Genomic DNA, 16,499 nt, shown 5'->3' with positions numbered 1-16,499 from the left:
AATAATACAAACATTAAATTAAGGATGAGATGGATTGGACAAAGCCTTAATCGATTTTTATTATTATTTTCACAAACACCAACATTATTTCTTATGTCATGATATTTTGGAAGAAGCATGGAAATCAAATATAAATTTTTCTAAAAAGGATGGCATAGTGAGTTTAATTTTATTTTCAACTGCTATGTACCATTATAGAAGAGGTAACACAAAAGGTGCACTTGTAACTTTGAAAAAGTCATTGAGCACTTTTGAAAAAGCAAATGATAAAACGTTGTTGCAACTTAATGAGCAAGATTATAAAACATTAATTTTAAGTCAAATTAAATCCATTGAAGATTCAAAATCTTTTAAACCTGTATACATACCGATAAATAATATTTTTGAAAAACAGATTATTAATACTTATCCAGATTACAAATTTACAACACTTTTAACTCAAGATGAATATATAATTAATCATCATAAAAAACGAGATAGAAGTGATGTAATCAGTGCAAGACATCAAGCGATGATTGAAAAACAAAATATTAGGAGTGGAAAAGATTTAAAATAAAATTTAGTGTAGCTCGACTTACATTAATTATAAAATATCTATTTGGAAACTTTTATGAAAGTACTCTTAATCCACTCCCAATTTAAGAGTATTTATTTGTGGTCTAGGCTCTCGGATGAAATTGGTTATACATCTGTCTGATTTGAGTTTTAGAAACATGTGTATATAACTGAGTAGTAGAAATATCAGAATGACCTAACATCTCTTGAACTGCTCGTAAATCTGCGCCATTTTCTAATAAATGAGTAGCAAACGAGTGTCTTAATGTGTGTGGGGTCAAAGTTTTAGTAATATTCGCTCTTAAACCATATTGTTTAATTAGCTTCCATATACCTTGACGTGTCAAAGGTCGACCATGCAAGTTCAAAAACAGTACATTCGTTACCGTTTTTTTAAGTAATTGAGGTCTAACAGTATTGATATAAGTATCTAAATATTCAATGACAGTGTCACCTAAAGGAATGATTCTCTCTTTGTTCCCTTTACCGAAAACTTTAACAAATCCCATAATTAAGTTGACATCATCTATCTCAATTTGTATTAATTCAGTAACACGCATGCCTGTTGCGTATAATAATTCTAAAATTGTACGATCGCGATACCCATTATTTTTAGTTAAATCCGGTGTTTCTAGTAACTGAATTACTTCTTCAACATCTAAAACATCTGGAAGTTTTTTTTCGTACTTAGGCGTTTCAATTAAAACGGTGGGATCTTTAGCAGCATATTTTTCGCGTAAAGCAAATTGATGAAAACTACGTATTGTTGAAATAAATCTTGCAATAGATTTTGCGGACGCGCCTTGATCTATTAGAGAACCAAGGCATTCTTGTATTGTTTGTCTATCTATAAAATCAATATGAGCAATTTTTTGTTCTTGCATATATAATTGATATTTTTTCAAATCTCTGCGATAAGCGCCAATCGTATTTTCACTTAAACCTTTTTCAATTTGTATAAATTTTAAATATTCCTCGATAATTGTTTCCATGACAACACCTCTATTTGAATAAACTCAAAATCATTTTTATGTAATAGTATTAAGAAAGACTAAGACAATGATTTAAAATTGTCCTAGCCTATAAGTTAATCTATTTTCCTTTAGCTTGGCATTCAGCGCAAACGCCGTGAAAAGTTAATCTGTGATCAAGAATTTTAAAGTTATATTCTGTTTCTACTCTTTCTTCAACTTGAGGTAATAAGTCTTCATGAATTTCATCAACTTTACCACATTCCATACACACTAAATGGTGATGGAAGTGTTTAGCGCCCTCTTTTCTTAAATCAAAGCGTGCAACACCATCACCAAAATTAATTTTGTCAACTACTTTTATTTCAGCTAAAAGTTCTAATGTTCTATAAACAGTTGCTAGTCCAATTTCAGGTGCTTTGTCTTTCACTTTTAAATAAACATCTTCCGCGCTTAGGTGATCCTTTTCATTTTCAATTAGAACTCGTACTGTGGCTTCTCTTTGTGGTGTTAATTTATATGAAGATTGTTGTAATTGTTGTTTAACTCGATTTAATCGTTCTTCCATGGGAGCGACACTCCTCTATCAATAATTATAATCATTTTAAATTGAAAATATTTCAATTACTAAATTACCAATATTTTCAATTAAATGCAAGAGCTTTACAGCACTTAATTAGAATGATTATAATTTAATAATATATATTGTAAACCAATTATGGTTTTAGCATCTTCTATTTCATGATTATCAAGCAATGCTTTTATATCTGAAATCGGTACTTTATGCAATTCAACAAACTCATCTTCATCTAGGTTAAGTTGCCCTTCGCTTAGATTATTGCTGAAGTATATAGTGAGTTTTTCATTTGTGAATCCAGGACAACCATACATGTCTGTTATAAATTCTAAATTATTTGCCACATAACCTGTTTCTTCTTCTAATTCTCGTTTGGCAGCCTCTTCACGAACTTCATCTTGTTCTAATTTTCCAGCGGGTATTTCTAACAAAGCTTTTTCAACTGGTTTACGAAATTGCTTAACAAGTAATACTTCATCATTAGGCGTTATTGCACAGACTGCCACTGCACCGTTATGGTAGACTAATTCCCTTCTAGATGTATTGCCATCAGGCAACTCCACATCATGAATTTCTAAATCTATAATTTTGCCATTATAAATTACTGTTCTATCAAACGTCTTTTCATTAAATTCCATTAAATTCACGTCCCTTTCAATTCATTATATAAATTGGTAAGATGAATGCGTTACCTAAAGTTTATCGGAAGGAGATTGGACATGCAAAAGAATATTTTAAAGAGTGGCATCGAAATTTCAGAATTAGGGTTAGGTTGTATGAGTTTAGGTACAGAGTATGCTAATGCTGAACCTATCATTGAAAAAGCAATCGAAAGTGGTATCACTTATTTTGATACTGCTGATATTTATGATAGAGGGACTAATGAAGAAATTGTGGGCAAAGCTTTAAAAAAATATCAAAATCGTGATGATATTGTAATTGGAACAAAAGTTGGAAATCGCCCTACTGAAGATGGAGGTACAACATGGGACCCTTCTAAGAAATATATTAAAGAAAGTGTAAAGGGATCATTAAAACGATTAGGACTAGATCATATAGATTTATATCAATTGCATGGTGGTACAATAGATGATCCATTGGATGAAACGATTAGTGCATTTAATGAATTAAAGCAAGAAGGTATCATTAAGGCATATGGTATTTCTTCAATACGCCCAAATGTTATTGATTATTATTTAAAACATAGTGAAATCGAGACAATTATGTCGCAATTTAATTTAATTGATAATCGTCCAGAACAATTATTGAGTGACATCCATGCGAAAGGCGTTAAAGTCTTAGCACGCGGACCCGTATTTAAAGGGTTGTTAACTTCCAATAGTATTGATGCTTTAGATCATAAATTTAGTGAGGGCATATTTGATTATACACATCATGATTTAGGAGAAACGATTGCTTCTGTTAAAGAAATAGAAAGTAATCTTAGTGCTTTATCTTTTGAATATTTAAAATCTCATGATGCACTTGGCGCAATTATCGTTGGCGCTAGTTCGCCACAACAATTGGAAGAAAACGTTAATAATTACAATAAAAAAGTAAGTCTTGATCAAGTGAAAGCAGCTCGAGAAAGAGTGAAGAACTTAGAATATACTCAACATTTAAAATAGATAACATACTTAATTAGTTTTTTAATAATCTCTTAGGTGTTAGAGACAATAAATTAAAAACTTGTCCTAAACACCTTTTGTTTCAATTTAAATTGATTTAATTTAATATTGCTTTAAATACCTATGTTTATCATGTTCACTTTCTTCTTTAATGACTACATTCATGATTTCCCCTCTTAATATTAGCTCATGAAATTTGAAATCTATAAATGATTGTTCGGCAGAATCTAATGAATCATAATAGTCTTGTCCTAATAAATCTGTAATAGTAAAAATTGATTGTGATGATAGTGTATTCACATTCTCAATACATTGTTTGACGTCTCGGTTCACACAACATAACATACAATCACTCCTGTTTACTGTTTGTTCTTAAATAAAAATGGAAAAAGCGATTCAAGAAATCTAGGGCATAATTGATAAAATTTTAAAGCGGAGTGCATCCATTTAGGTTGATTGATTTCACATTTACGTTTAATAATACCGTCAATAATATCTTTAGCTAATAGTGTTGGATCTAACATCATTGCGTCATACTTATGTGCATATGCGAGACTTGGATCTGCTTTTTCGTGAAAAGGCGTTCGAACAGGTCCGGGATTAACTAACATGACATGGTAAGATGGATGTTCTAAACGAAGTGCATTTAGAACTGCATTAAAAGCCGCTTTAGATGCACCATAATAAGCCGCATTTGCTTGTGTGATGAATGCTGCTTGACTCGAAATCCCTACAATACTCGCATGTTTGGATAAATATGGCAGTAAGGCATGCAGTAATAAATTAAAACCGATGATATTAACTTCGTAAGTTTCTAACATTTCATTAGTGGAATGTTGACTTATCGATTTAAAATACCCAAGCCCAGCACTATAAATGATACCGTCAATTTGAGTATCGATATATTGTGGTAACATGCTAATAGCATTTTTATCTTGCAAATCACAAGTTAGCATTTGTACTCTTTTTTCAAATGGTTTGAAATTGATTTGTTTATACTTTTCTTTGTTCCTAGCAAGAATTGTAACATTAGCCCCTTTTTTGATAAGTTGCTTAGTGATTTCAAGCCCCAATCCACTAGTGCCTCCAGTAACGATATAATGTTTACCTAACATAGTAATACCCTCTTTAATTATGATTAAGATTATAATAACCTAAATCATTTCATACATAAAGTTATCTATTATATAAAAAGAAGTGCCCTGGGATCACCTGAGCTAAAGCTCATGCGTATAGTGAGAGTGGAACAGAATTCTATATGAGAATTCATGGTTCCACCCCTGCAAGGATGACTAGAACTGAGATAGTTTGATTATAAGCGCCTTCTCAGTTCAGTCAGCTACTGCGAATTCGCAATTTAATTCTTATAATATTAACTAATCTGACACTTGTTGATCACCTGAGCTAAAGCTCATGCGTATAGTAGCACTAACTTTTATAAAAAAAGTGCTACTAATATGTTACTATGGTTTTATAAATTAAAGAGTGAGGATGATGTTGTCAATGAAATTAGTATTTTATGGTGCAGGAAATATGGCACAAGCAATCTTCAAAGGTATAATTAATTCAAAAAAATTAAAGTCACATGATATTTACTTAACAAATAAATCGAATGAAGAAGCGTTAAAAAATTTCGCTGAGGAATTAGGTGTTGAATACAGCTACGATGATGAAAACTTATTACAAGACGCAGATTATGTCTTCTTAGGTTCTAAACCTTATGATTTCGAAAAAGTAGCACAAAGAATTCAACCATACATCAATGAAAACAATCGCTTTATTTCTATTATGGCTGGTTTACCTATCAATTATATTCAGGAACAATTACATGTTGAAAATCCTATCGCTCGAATTATGCCTAATACAAATGCTCAAGTTGGTCATTCTGTAACAGGTATCAGCTTTTCAGGAAATTTTGGACCTAAATCAAAGGAAGAGGTTATCGATTTAGTAAATGCTTTTGGTTCAGTAATTGAGGTGGATGAAGACCACTTACATCAAGTAACTGCGATTACAGGAAGCGGTCCTGCATTTTTATATCATGTCTTTGAACAATATGTTAAAGCAGGTACAGATTTAGGTCTTGAGAAAGATCAAGTTGAAGAATCAATTAAAAATTTAATTATTGGTACAAGTAAGATGATTGAAAGAACAGATTTAAGTATGGAACAGTTGCGTAAAAATATTACTTCTAAAGGTGGAACAACTCAAGCGGGTTTAAATGCATTAGCTCAACATGATATTGAAGCAATCTTTAAGGATTGTTTGAATGCAGCAGTTCATCGTAGCGTTGAATTATCTAAAAATGAAGATAATTAAATTTTACTGTAAAAGAGACTAGGATAATGATTTCTCTGTGACTTCTATATCCCAGTCTCTTACTTAGTAATTTTAATTATACTTACTTTAAAGAGTTAAAGAATTAGTAGTATTTAAATTTTAAACGTATCAAAATCTTTAACAAATTCAAAATTTGGAACGTCTTCATGTGTCTTTAATTGTTGTTTAATAAGTTGAATATTCTCGTGATTATAGCGATTACTTAAATGTGTGATTAAGCTTCTTTTTACATTAGCTTGTTTTATTAATTCAAAAACATCTTCAATATGACTATGGTGATAATTATTTGCTAATGTTTTTTCGCCTTCAATGTATGTAGCTTCATGAATCATTACATCAGAATCTTTAGCAATGCTTAATTCCGACTGACATGGTTTTGTATCACCAAAGATAGATATAATTGGTCCGGGTTTAGCTGGCCCTTTGAAATCATCCGAATTATATACTTGTCCTTCATATTCAAAATTATCATAAGATTTTACTTCTTGATATTTTGGTCCAGGATATAAACCAATAGATTTAAGTGCCTCAACATCAATTGTTCCTGGTGTCGTCGGAGATTCAATGCGATAACCATAAGATGGGATACCATGATTTAACAAATGTGCACTAATTGAGAATCCTTTATGATGATATGTGAAATGATTATCAATTTCTATATAAGTAATCGGATAGTTTAGATGAGATTCAGATAATCTTAGTGTAGTCTCAATATATTGCTGTAAACCTCTAGGACCAATAACTGTCAGTGGTTTGTCTTCTCCACCTTGAAAAGAACGGCTTGTAAGTAGTCCAGGCAATCCGAAAATATGATCTCCGTGCATATGCGTTATAAAAATATGGTCAACTTTTCCTAGCTTAATTGAATGATGTAAAATTTGATGTTGTGTGCCCTCTCCGACATCAAATAGCCATATACTATTCGAAAAAGGCTCAAGGTTCAAAGCTATAGCTTGAGTATTTCTCTCTTTAGTAGGTAACCCAGCACTTGTTCCGAAGAATGTAACTTCCATGCATATGCCTCCTTTTCCTTCATTATATTTTATCATATGTGATTATTTTTGCTATAAAAAGACATAAAATAAATGCATTAGATACATTTTGAGTTATAATGATATTAAATTGTGCATCATTCCATTATATAAGTGCCCTAGCAAAATAATAAATATTAGGCAAATCAGTTTGAAGCGGTGCAAATATAATTTATAATAATACAATCATAGTATTAATAGAATTGAGGTTTTGAACTTGAGTAAACATTCTAAACATATTCCTTGTTTAATTACTATTTTCGGTGCTACCGGAGATTTAAGTCATAGAAAATTATTTCCATCACTATTCCATTTATTTCAACAAGATAATTTAGATGAACATATTGCAATAATTGGAATTGGACGTAGAGATTACACGAACGAAGTCTTTCGTGAACAAGTTAAAAGTTCTATCCAAAAGCATGTCAAAGATACGAATCAAATAGATGCATTTATGGAACATGTCTATTATTTTAAACATGATGTAAGTGATGAACAAAGTTATAATTCATTATTGAGTTTTTCAAATGAATTAGATTCACAATATCAGTTAAAAGGAAATCGCTTATTTTATTTAGCAATGGCACCTCAATTCTTTGGTATTATTTCGGATTACTTAAAATCATCTGGTTTAACCGATACTACTGGTTTTAAACGATTAGTTATTGAAAAACCATTTGGCAGTGATTTAAAATCGGCTGAGCAATTAAACAATCAATTAAGACGCTCATTTAAAGAAGAAGAAATATACAGAATTGATCATTATTTAGGTAAAGATATGGTTCAAAATATAGAAGTCTTACGCTTTTCAAATGCGATGTTTGAACCATTATGGAATAATAAATACATTTCAAACATTCAAGTAACATCCTCAGAAGTATTAGGTGTTGAGGACCGTGGAGGTTATTATGAATCTAGTGGCGCATTAAAAGATATGGTACAAAATCATATGTTACAAATGGTGGCCCTTTTAGCTATGGAAGCGCCAATTAGCTTAAATAGTGAAGATATACGTGCTGAAAAAGTAAAAGTATTGAAATCACTTAGACAGCTTGAACCTCAAGAAGTAAAACAAAATTTTGTACGTGGACAGTATGATGAAGGATTTATTGATGGTGAAAAAGTCATTGCCTATCGAGATGAAGATCGAGTAGCCGAAGATTCAAATACTCCAACTTTTGTATCAGGCCGACTAACAATTGATAACTTCCGTTGGGCTGGTGTACCTTTCTATATTAGAACGGGAAAACGTATGAAATCTAAATCGATTCAAGTTGTAGTTGAGTTCAAAGAAGTACCAATGAACTTATACTATCAGACCGATAAATTGTTGGATTCAAACTTATTAGTTATTAATATTCAACCTAATGAGGGTATATCACTTCATTTAAACGCGAAAAAGAACATCCAAGGTATTGATACAGAACCCGTTCAATTATCATATGCAATGAGTGCTCAAGATAAGATGAACACTGTGGATGCCTATGAAAATTTATTATTCGATTGTTTAAAAGGTGATGCTACAAACTTTACACATTGGGAAGAATTAAAATCTACATGGAAGTTTGTTGATGTTATACAAGATGAATGGACAATGAATGAACCTAACTTCCCTAACTATGAGTCAGGTACAAATGGACCATTAGAAAGTGATTTACTATTAAGTAGAGATGGTAATCATTGGTGGGATGATATACAATAAATAGACAATTGATAAGCCTATAGTGAAGCCTTCTGGACTAAAGTAATATTTTGAGTTCAAGTATTATTTTAATAGTAGCTACCTAAATTGAGCATGTGCTTATAGCCAGCCTCTTTCAACTATAGTCATTCTTTTGGTGGTGGGACAATGAATTGATTTTAAATTCTGTCCTACCACCCTTTTCTATTAAAAAATTTTCAATATGTCACATGTTAAGATGTATATTTTCTAAAAATAAGGTAAAATAAAAGTTAATGATTGTAAATTTATTGGAGTGAGAGTTTTGGACGTTATCAAGCAGATACAACAGGCAATTGTATTTATCGAAGATCGTTTATTAGAGCCGTTTAATTTGCAAGATTTGAGTGATTACGTTGGTCTTTCTCCTTACCATCTTGATCAATCATTTAAAATGATTGTTGGACAATCACCTGAACATTACGCACACGCAAGAAAAATGACTGCAGCTGCTAAAGAAATGGTTCAAAGTTCTTCGAGGTTAGTAGATGTCGCAAAAAAGTATAACTATCATAGTTCAAATGATTTTGCGAATGATTTTAGTGATTTTCATGGAATTTCACCAATTCAAGCATCTACAAAAAAAGATGAATTAAAATTACAAGAACGTTTATATATAAAGTTGACAACTACTGAACGAGCACCTTATCCATATAGACTAGATACCACGGAAGATATAGCATTAGTAGGTTATGTACGTTATATTGAAGCAAATAATTTATCTAATCCTTATAAAGTTCCTGATTTTTTAGAAGATTTAATTCTTGATGGTAAAATAAAAGATTTAAAAAGGTATAATAACATAAGTCCATATGAGTTATTTGTAATCACTTGTCCATTAGATAATGGATTGGAATTATTTATTGGTGTTCCAAGTGATAGATATCCATCTCATTTAGAAAGTAGAATATTACCTGGAAGACATTATGCGAAATTTAATCTCCAAGGTGAAATAGACTATGCGGTTAATGAAGCTTGGTATTATATCGAATCAAGTTTACAACTTACTTTACCTTATGAAAGAGATAGCTTATATGTTGAAATATATCCCTTTGATGTCTCATTTGAGGACCCATTCACTAAAATTCAATTATGGTTGCCAATTGAACAAGAAAATTATGATTTGTAAATATCAAAGAAATACATTCTCTAATCAAAGCACCATATCTTTTTGCAAATCTATAACGATAAGTGTTATAATCTAACTAACAAGAATATCTGCATTTTATGCACCAATCCCCTCACTATGCCAGTAGTGAGGGGATTTTTTTGGTGTGGCTTGTCGCCTATTTACTTATTGTTACGGTTTCGAAGCCAATACGAAAATAACGCAACAATACAACCACTTGTCACTGTGGCTACGATGTGCACAAGAATATCTGCCATTTTAGCACCCCCTCTCTGCGTATAGATAAACGCCTGAGAGATAGGCGACTTATTTATTATATCATCTCTAATATATGAGTCATGTATTATTTACGCTCGTAAAATGATTTTTTATTTTTCAAAAGAAAAAGAGGTTAGGACAAAAAAGTATGTCCTAACATTGCTTATGAATTAAATTTCTGCTACAAATGCTTCGAATGGCTTAAGTGATTTTGAATCTAATTGACTATTGTAGTTATGTAATTTGATTGCATTCTCATCGATATCAAAAGGTAATGTTAATGAACTTTGTTTATCAGTTAAGTTACCTGCAACCACTACAGTTTTGCCTTCTAATTGCCTAGTATAAGCGAACACATTTTCATTTTCTGCATCAATTAAATCAAACTGTCCGTACGTATAAATTTCATGAGATTTCTTTAATTGAATCAATTTTTTGTAAAAATTAAGTACAGAATGCTCGTCTTCTAATTGATGAGCTACATTAATATCTCTATAATTTGGATTAACAGGGAACCAAGGTTTTCCCTCTGTAAAGCCACCATTTGTAGAATCATTCCATTGCATAGGTGTACGAGAATTATCACGATTTTCCATTCTATACTTATCTAATAATTGATCAACGTCTCCACCTTGTTCTTTTACAATTTTATATTCATTTCTAACCGCAACATCATTAAACGTTTCAATACTTTCAAAAGGATAATTGGTCATACCAATTTCTTGTCCTTGATAGATAAAAGGTGTACCTTGCTGTAAGAAATACACAACGGCATGGCTTGTAGCAGATTCAAACCAGTAATCTTTATCGTTACCCCAAGTTGATACACGACGAGGTTGATCATGGTTTTCTATGAAAAGTGCATTCCAACCAATTCCTTCTAGTCTCTTTTGCCAGCGATTTAACACCTCTTTATATGATTTAACGTCAAATTGAGAATCACCAGTACTCCATAAACCTAAATGTTCAAATTGGAAGATCATATTGAATTTACCTTTATCTTCTCCAACCCACTCTTCTGCATTATCTGGATTTACACCGTTGGCTTCTCCAACAGTCATAATATCATATTGGCTTAGTGACTCATCTTTCATTTCTTGTAGCCAATTGTGAATACCAGGTTGATTCATATCTACATCAAAGGCTGGAGCATATTTTTTTCCTTCTGGTACAGGTAAGTCACCAGCTTCAAATGTTTTCTTGATATGTGTAATAGCATCGACACGGAATCCATCAATACCCTTTTCAAACCACCAATTCATCATGTTGAATACTGATTCACGTACTTCTTGATTATCCCAATTTAAATCTGGTTGTTTTTTACTAAATAAATGGAAGTAATATTGATTAGTTGTTTCATCAAATTGCCATGTTGAACCATTAAAAATGCTCTCCCAATTATTTGGTTCAGAACCATCATCTTTAGGGTCTGCCCATATGTACCAGTCTCTTTTAGGGTTCTCTTTACTAGATTTTGATTCAATAAACCAAGGATGCTCATCAGATGTATGGTTAACGACTAAATCTAATATTAGTTTCATACCACGGTCATGTACACCTTTTAATAGACGATCAAAATCTTCCATTGTACCAAATTCATCCATAATATCTTGATAATCACTGATATCATATCCATTATCATCATTAGGTGATTTATACATTGGACTTAGCCATATAACATCAATACCTAAGTCTTTAAGATAGTCTAATTTTTCGATTACACCTGGTAAATCACCAATACCATCATTGTTAGTATCATTAAAACTTCTTGGATAAACTTGATACGCTACTGCTTCTTTCCACCAATTTTTATTCATAATTATGCTCCTTTATATTTTTGTAGTTGATACCCTTTCAACTATTTGAGTTGAAATCAATTTTTCTCTAAAAGAAATAGTTTCATTTCTTAATACATCAATGATTGTATTGCCTGCTGTGAGGCCTAATACATCTGGGTTAATGTTTACGCTTGTTTGAGATGGTGTTGCATTTTCAGTGAGAAAAGATGTATTAAACGTGGCAGTTTGTACATCCTCAGGAATGCGTAGTTGATATTCATAAAGCACATTTAATAATTGCATATTTAACATAGCATCAGACGTTATAATCACTGAAGGCGTATGACTAGCATCAATACAATATTGCTTTATACAATCACGTAAATCATTCATGGACTTTATTACGATACAGTCATTTGAAAGTTTAACGTTGTCACAGTATTGTTTAAATCCTACTGTTCTGTCTTCTGTAACTGCATAATGTCCAGTTTCTTGTAAAAATAATATATGGCGGTGTCCTAAATGATATAAATATTGTGTTAATTGATAAGCTGCATCGATATTATTATTATCAATATGTATTATATTTTCGTAGTTCAAAGATTTCCCAATTATAAGATAAGGAACTTTAAACTCATAAAGTAGGTGCTCAATAGGATCATCTTTCAATGAATATAAAAGAATAAATCCATCCACACTTTTAGATTGAATCATTGTTTTTACTTCATGATATAAGTCCCTGCTATTTTCCGACACAGTCATTCTAGTTGAATAGCCTCTTACATTACATGCCTGATTAATACCATTAAGAACGTCACTATTAAATGGATTTTGACGTATTTCAGGAGTGGAACTTTTCTGTATTAATCCAATGGTCATTGTTTTATTTGTTATTAATGTTCTTGCCGCTTGATTGGGTATGTATCCTAATTTTGACATAGCCGTTTTGACTTTATTTGAAGTTGCCTCACTAATTTTTGCATTGTTCCGTATCACCCTCGATACTGTAGATGTAGCTACATTAGCCTCTTTGGCAACATCTTTAATTGTAACCGTTGTATATCACCTCAATCTTTAAACTTTAGTAAACGCTTTCAATCATCTTATATTTTCATGGTATAGAATTCGTATTAGGAAGTCAATCATTTTGTGCAATCGTTTGCATAATTTTTAAAAAAGAAGTAAACCATTGAATTGGTTTACTTCTGTAACTAGTATGTGATTACTCTTCAACCCATTGAGTATGGAAGATACCTTCTTTATCTTTACGTTCATACGTATGTGCACCGAAATAGTCACGTTGTGCTTGAATTAAGTTTGCTGGTAAATTTTCAGAGCGATAACTATCATAGTAGTTTACGCTGGCAGAGAATCCAGGTGTTGGTACGCCGTTACGTACACCTGTTGCTACTACATCTCTCAATGCATCTTGATATTCTGTGACAATACCTTTGAAATAAGGATCTAATAAAAGGTTTTGTAATTCTGAGTTGTTATCATATGCGTCTTTAATTTTTTGTAAGAATTGAGCACGAATAATACAACCTTCACGCCATATCATTGCTAAATCGCCTAATTTTAAATTCCATTCATTTTCTTCACTAGCTTTACGCATTTGCGCAAATCCTTGTGCGTATGAACAAATTTTACTCATATATAAAGCTTTACGGATTTTTTCTAAGAATTCATCTTTATTACCAATAAATTCTGCTTTAGGACCGTTTAATTCCTTAGAAGCATTCACACGTTCTTGTTTAATTGATGAAATGAAACGAGCAAATACTGATTCAGTGATAATCGTTAAAGGAATACCTAATTCTAAGGCATTGATAGAAGTCCATTTACCTGTACCTTTTTGACCCGCAGTGTCTAAGATCTTTTCGACAAGTGCTTCATTGTCATCATCTAATTTAGTGAAGATATCACCAGTGATTTCAATCAAATAACTTTCTAATTCACCAGCATTCCATTCTTTAAATGTCTTAGAGATGTCTTCATGTGACATACCTAATAAATCTTTCATCATCGCATAGCTCTCTGCTATAAGTTGCATATCTGCATATTCAATACCATTATGAACCATCTTAACATAGTGGCCGGCACCATTTGGTCCAATATATTCTACACATGATGCACCATCTTTAGCTTTTGCAGCAATTGCATCTAGTATATCACTCACTTTATTATAAGCTGCTTCTTGACCACCTGGCATTAATGAAGGACCAGTAAGGGCACCTACTTCACCACCAGATACACCCATGCCAATAAAGTTAATACCACTTTCAGCTAAGGCTTTATTACGACGGATTGTATCTTGATAATTAGTGTTACCACCATCAATTAAAATGTCATCATCATCTAATAATGGAAGTAAACTGTCAATTGTTGCATCTGTTGCAGGACCTGCTTTAACCATTAATAAAATTTTACGTGGCTTTTCTAATGAATTAACAAATTCTTCCAAAGAATATGTTGGGTGGATTTGTTTACCTTTAGATTCATTAACCATTTCATCTGTTTTTTCGCTTGAACGGTTATATACAGAAACGCTATAACCACGTGATTCAATGTTCCAAGCGAGGTTTTTACCCATTACTGCTAAACCTACTACACCTATTTGTTGAGTCATATTACTTACCTCTCTCATTCAATTTTTCAATAGTATTGTATCATAAAAGTCGAAAGTACTTCACTAAACTAAATTACGATTTAGCTACTAACTCAATAATTTTGATAATTTGTTTTGCTAATTGATTAAGTGAATTCACTGAAATACGTTCAGATGTTGTATGAATATGTTCATAGCCCACACCTAAAATGACTGTAGGGATTCCAAATGTATTAATAATACTGCCATCTGATCCGCCTCCAGCAATAACAGTATCCCCTGCTAATCCAAGTTCTCTAGCACTATTAGTAGCAAATTGAGTTACTTTGTCATCATTTTCTAATTTAAAACCAGGGTAGCTCTTCTCGATGATAACTTTTGCTTCACCACCTAATTCTTGTGCGGTAGTCTCGAATGTTTCCTTCATATGAGTGACTTGTTGTTCAATACTTTGATTATCATGAGAGCGTGTCTCAGCTTCTAAAACTACTTCATCAGCAACGATGTTTGTAGCAGAGCCACCATGAAATTTACCTATATTAGCAGTAGTATAGTCATCAATTTGTCCTAGCTTCATGCGACTAATAGCTTTTGCAGCAATGTTTATTGCACTAATTCCTTCTGAAGGTGTACTAGCATGAGCTGTTTTTCCTAAAATAGTCGTGTTTATTACCATTTGAGTTGGTGCTCCTACTACTGTTGTGCCAACGGGTTGACTAGCATCAACTGCATAACCAAACTCAGCGTCAATGTATGTTGAATCTAGTTCTTTAGCACCTTTAAGACCAGATTCCTCACCAACAGTAATAATAAATTGGATTTGGCCATGTGGAATTTCATTTTCATTAAGATATTGAATGGTTTCAATTACTGCTGCTAATCCCGCCTTATCATCAGCACCTAGAATGGTACTACCATCAGAATAAATATATCCATCCTCTTTAATTTGAGGTTTAATATTTATTCCAGGTATAACAGTGTCCATGTGACTAGTGAAGTAAATTTTAGACACATCTTCTTTCGCACTAGTGGCTGGTAAAGTACATATAAGATTGTTAGCACCTAACCATGACTTTTCTGATGCATGATCTTCAATTACATTTAAACCTAGTTCTTCAAATTTCTTTTTTAAAATGGGTTGAATGACTTCCTCATGTCCTGTTTCAGAATTTATTTGGACTAATTCTAAAAATGTTTCAAGTAATCGTTGACTGTTTATCATTATGACAAACCCCCTTTCTCGTTTGATTTCTATTTTAACTAATTTTCTACAATATCAAAAATAAATTGATTGCCATTTGTATAAAAATCATTTATGGTTAATTATATATTAAGTAAAGTGTATTATGTAAGTGTTTTTAAATAAGGAGCGTCAAATAGTGAATAATAAAGTGTTAAGAATTATAATAATTGTAATGTTGATTGCAATTGTGGCAGCATTACTACTCACAAGTTTAGTGCCACTAATGTATTAATCTTCGCAATAAAAAAGAGTCCGGGACATAAAGTTCCAGGATAAGTAAATAAAGACAATTTCTATTGAAATAATATAGAAATTGTCTTTTTTATAATGTTTTTGATTACTTTCAGCTCATTGAGCTGTTACTTTTCTTATATTAAGTGCCATTAGCACAAATCCTAGTTCTCTTTTGTCTTTATTTATCCCTCGAACGGAGATTCGAGGGAAACCCAAAATAGCTTTCATAAATCCAAAAACAGGCTCCACATCAATTTTTCTTTGATTGTAGTTGGTTTTGTTTTTGGTTCTGAATGCTTTTTATTAATTTGGCCTTTAAAATATTCCCAATTATAATTCTTCATTATTTTTTTATTTGCTTTTGAATTGAAGTTCATACATTGTTGTTTCAGTGGACATTCTGAACAATCATCACATTCATATAATT

The 16,499-nt window shown here is 31.9% G+C and carries 17 protein-coding genes and 1 pseudogene; 6 read left to right on the top strand and 12 right to left on the bottom strand.

Going from position 1 to position 16,499, the window contains the following annotated elements; all coding sequences use genetic code 11:
- Positions 1 to 34 precede the first annotated feature (34 nt).
- Positions 35 to 556, top strand: a complete 522-nt coding sequence (locus HMPREF3134_RS11035; protein ID WP_070442913.1) for a DUF309 domain-containing protein — start codon at positions 35 to 37, stop codon at positions 554 to 556.
- Between the two features lie 103 nt (positions 557 to 659).
- Here HMPREF3134_RS11035 and xerD read toward each other — a convergent pair whose 3' ends face one another.
- The 3 genes from xerD to HMPREF3134_RS11020 all read right to left on the bottom strand — a co-directional run bounded on the left by xerD (position 660) and on the right by HMPREF3134_RS11020 (position 2,741).
- Positions 660 to 1,547 carry a site-specific tyrosine recombinase XerD gene (gene xerD / locus HMPREF3134_RS11030; RefSeq protein ID WP_070442911.1) on the bottom strand — a complete coding sequence of 296 codons (888 nt, stop codon included), beginning with the start codon at positions 1,545 to 1,547 and terminating at the stop codon, positions 660 to 662.
- Positions 1,548 to 1,647: 100 nt separating this feature from the next.
- Positions 1,648 to 2,094: a ferric iron uptake transcriptional regulator gene (locus HMPREF3134_RS11025; RefSeq protein WP_011275714.1), complete on the bottom strand. Its 447-nt coding sequence runs from the start codon at positions 2,092 to 2,094 to the stop codon at positions 1,648 to 1,650.
- 104 nt (positions 2,095 to 2,198) lie between these two features.
- A complete protein-coding gene (locus tag HMPREF3134_RS11020; protein WP_037537035.1) occupies positions 2,199 to 2,741 on the bottom strand; it encodes an NUDIX hydrolase in 543 nt (180 codons plus the stop codon).
- An 81-nt stretch (positions 2,742 to 2,822) separates the two neighbouring features.
- Between HMPREF3134_RS11020 and HMPREF3134_RS11015 the strand changes: the two genes are divergently transcribed.
- Positions 2,823 to 3,731: an aldo/keto reductase gene (locus HMPREF3134_RS11015; RefSeq protein ID WP_070442909.1), complete on the top strand. Its 909-nt coding sequence runs from the start codon at positions 2,823 to 2,825 to the stop codon at positions 3,729 to 3,731.
- 102 nt (positions 3,732 to 3,833) lie between these two features.
- Here HMPREF3134_RS11015 and HMPREF3134_RS11010 read toward each other — a convergent pair whose 3' ends face one another.
- Positions 3,834 to 4,076 carry a hypothetical protein gene (locus HMPREF3134_RS11010; protein WP_070442904.1) on the bottom strand — a complete coding sequence of 81 codons (243 nt, stop codon included), beginning with the start codon at positions 4,074 to 4,076 and terminating at the stop codon, positions 3,834 to 3,836.
- 14 nt (positions 4,077 to 4,090) lie between these two features.
- A complete protein-coding gene (locus HMPREF3134_RS11005) occupies positions 4,091 to 4,846 on the bottom strand; it encodes an SDR family NAD(P)-dependent oxidoreductase (protein ID WP_033079848.1) in 756 nt (251 codons plus the stop codon).
- Positions 4,847 to 5,234: 388 nt separating this feature from the next.
- On the opposite strand from HMPREF3134_RS11005, the gene proC reads away from it, so the two are divergent.
- Positions 5,235 to 6,050: a pyrroline-5-carboxylate reductase gene (gene proC / locus HMPREF3134_RS11000; protein ID WP_070442902.1), complete on the top strand. Its 816-nt coding sequence runs from the start codon at positions 5,235 to 5,237 to the stop codon at positions 6,048 to 6,050.
- A 113-nt stretch (positions 6,051 to 6,163) separates the two neighbouring features.
- Here proC and rnz read toward each other — a convergent pair whose 3' ends face one another.
- On the bottom strand, positions 6,164 to 7,084 hold the full coding sequence (gene rnz, locus HMPREF3134_RS10995) for a ribonuclease Z (protein ID WP_070442899.1): 921 nt from the start codon (positions 7,082 to 7,084) through the stop codon (positions 6,164 to 6,166).
- Positions 7,085 to 7,319: 235 nt separating this feature from the next.
- Between rnz and zwf the strand changes: the two genes are divergently transcribed.
- Positions 7,320 to 8,804, top strand: coding sequence for a glucose-6-phosphate dehydrogenase (zwf, locus tag HMPREF3134_RS10990; protein WP_070442896.1), 1,485 nt, complete (start codon positions 7,320 to 7,322; stop codon positions 8,802 to 8,804).
- A gap of 283 nt (positions 8,805 to 9,087) precedes the next feature.
- A complete protein-coding gene (locus HMPREF3134_RS10985) occupies positions 9,088 to 9,951 on the top strand; it encodes an AraC family transcriptional regulator (RefSeq protein WP_033079852.1) in 864 nt (287 codons plus the stop codon).
- Between the two features lie 161 nt (positions 9,952 to 10,112).
- Here HMPREF3134_RS10985 and HMPREF3134_RS12110 read toward each other — a convergent pair whose 3' ends face one another.
- The 5 genes from HMPREF3134_RS12110 to HMPREF3134_RS10965 all read right to left on the bottom strand — a co-directional run bounded on the left by HMPREF3134_RS12110 (position 10,113) and on the right by HMPREF3134_RS10965 (position 15,817).
- On the bottom strand, positions 10,113 to 10,208 hold the full coding sequence (locus HMPREF3134_RS12110) for a type I toxin-antitoxin system Fst family toxin (RefSeq protein WP_107609979.1): 96 nt from the start codon (positions 10,206 to 10,208) through the stop codon (positions 10,113 to 10,115).
- Between the two features lie 171 nt (positions 10,209 to 10,379).
- Entirely contained in the window at positions 10,380 to 12,026 is a 1,647-nt protein-coding gene (locus tag HMPREF3134_RS10980; RefSeq protein ID WP_070442893.1) for a glycoside hydrolase family 13 protein, read from the bottom strand.
- Between the two features lie 12 nt (positions 12,027 to 12,038).
- Positions 12,039 to 13,034 carry a LacI family DNA-binding transcriptional regulator gene (locus tag HMPREF3134_RS10975; protein ID WP_070442890.1) on the bottom strand — a complete coding sequence of 332 codons (996 nt, stop codon included), beginning with the start codon at positions 13,032 to 13,034 and terminating at the stop codon, positions 12,039 to 12,041.
- Between the two features lie 175 nt (positions 13,035 to 13,209).
- Entirely contained in the window at positions 13,210 to 14,616 is a 1,407-nt protein-coding gene (gndA, locus tag HMPREF3134_RS10970; RefSeq protein WP_070442887.1) for an NADP-dependent phosphogluconate dehydrogenase, read from the bottom strand.
- Between the two features lie 73 nt (positions 14,617 to 14,689).
- Positions 14,690 to 15,817: a M20/M25/M40 family metallo-hydrolase gene (locus HMPREF3134_RS10965; protein WP_070442884.1), complete on the bottom strand. Its 1,128-nt coding sequence runs from the start codon at positions 15,815 to 15,817 to the stop codon at positions 14,690 to 14,692.
- A 157-nt stretch (positions 15,818 to 15,974) separates the two neighbouring features.
- Here HMPREF3134_RS10965 and prli42 point away from each other — a divergent pair, with 157 nt between their 5' ends.
- Complete coding sequence (prli42, locus tag HMPREF3134_RS12260) at positions 15,975 to 16,070, top strand: stressosome-associated protein Prli42 (protein ID WP_176744141.1); 96 nt, start codon at positions 15,975 to 15,977, stop codon at positions 16,068 to 16,070.
- Here prli42 and HMPREF3134_RS12585 read toward each other — a convergent pair.
- Positions 16,067 to 16,499 (bottom strand): annotated as a pseudogene (locus HMPREF3134_RS12585) (transposase); the annotation flags it as partial. The gene prli42 and the pseudogene HMPREF3134_RS12585 overlap by 4 nt on opposite strands.

This window comes from Staphylococcus sp. HMSC14D10 (assembly GCF_001808125.1).
GTDB lineage: Bacteria > Bacillota > Bacilli > Staphylococcales > Staphylococcaceae > Staphylococcus > Staphylococcus haemolyticus.
The sequence above is the reverse complement of the archived record's forward strand: the minus strand, read 5'-3'. Positions and strand labels throughout refer to the sequence as shown.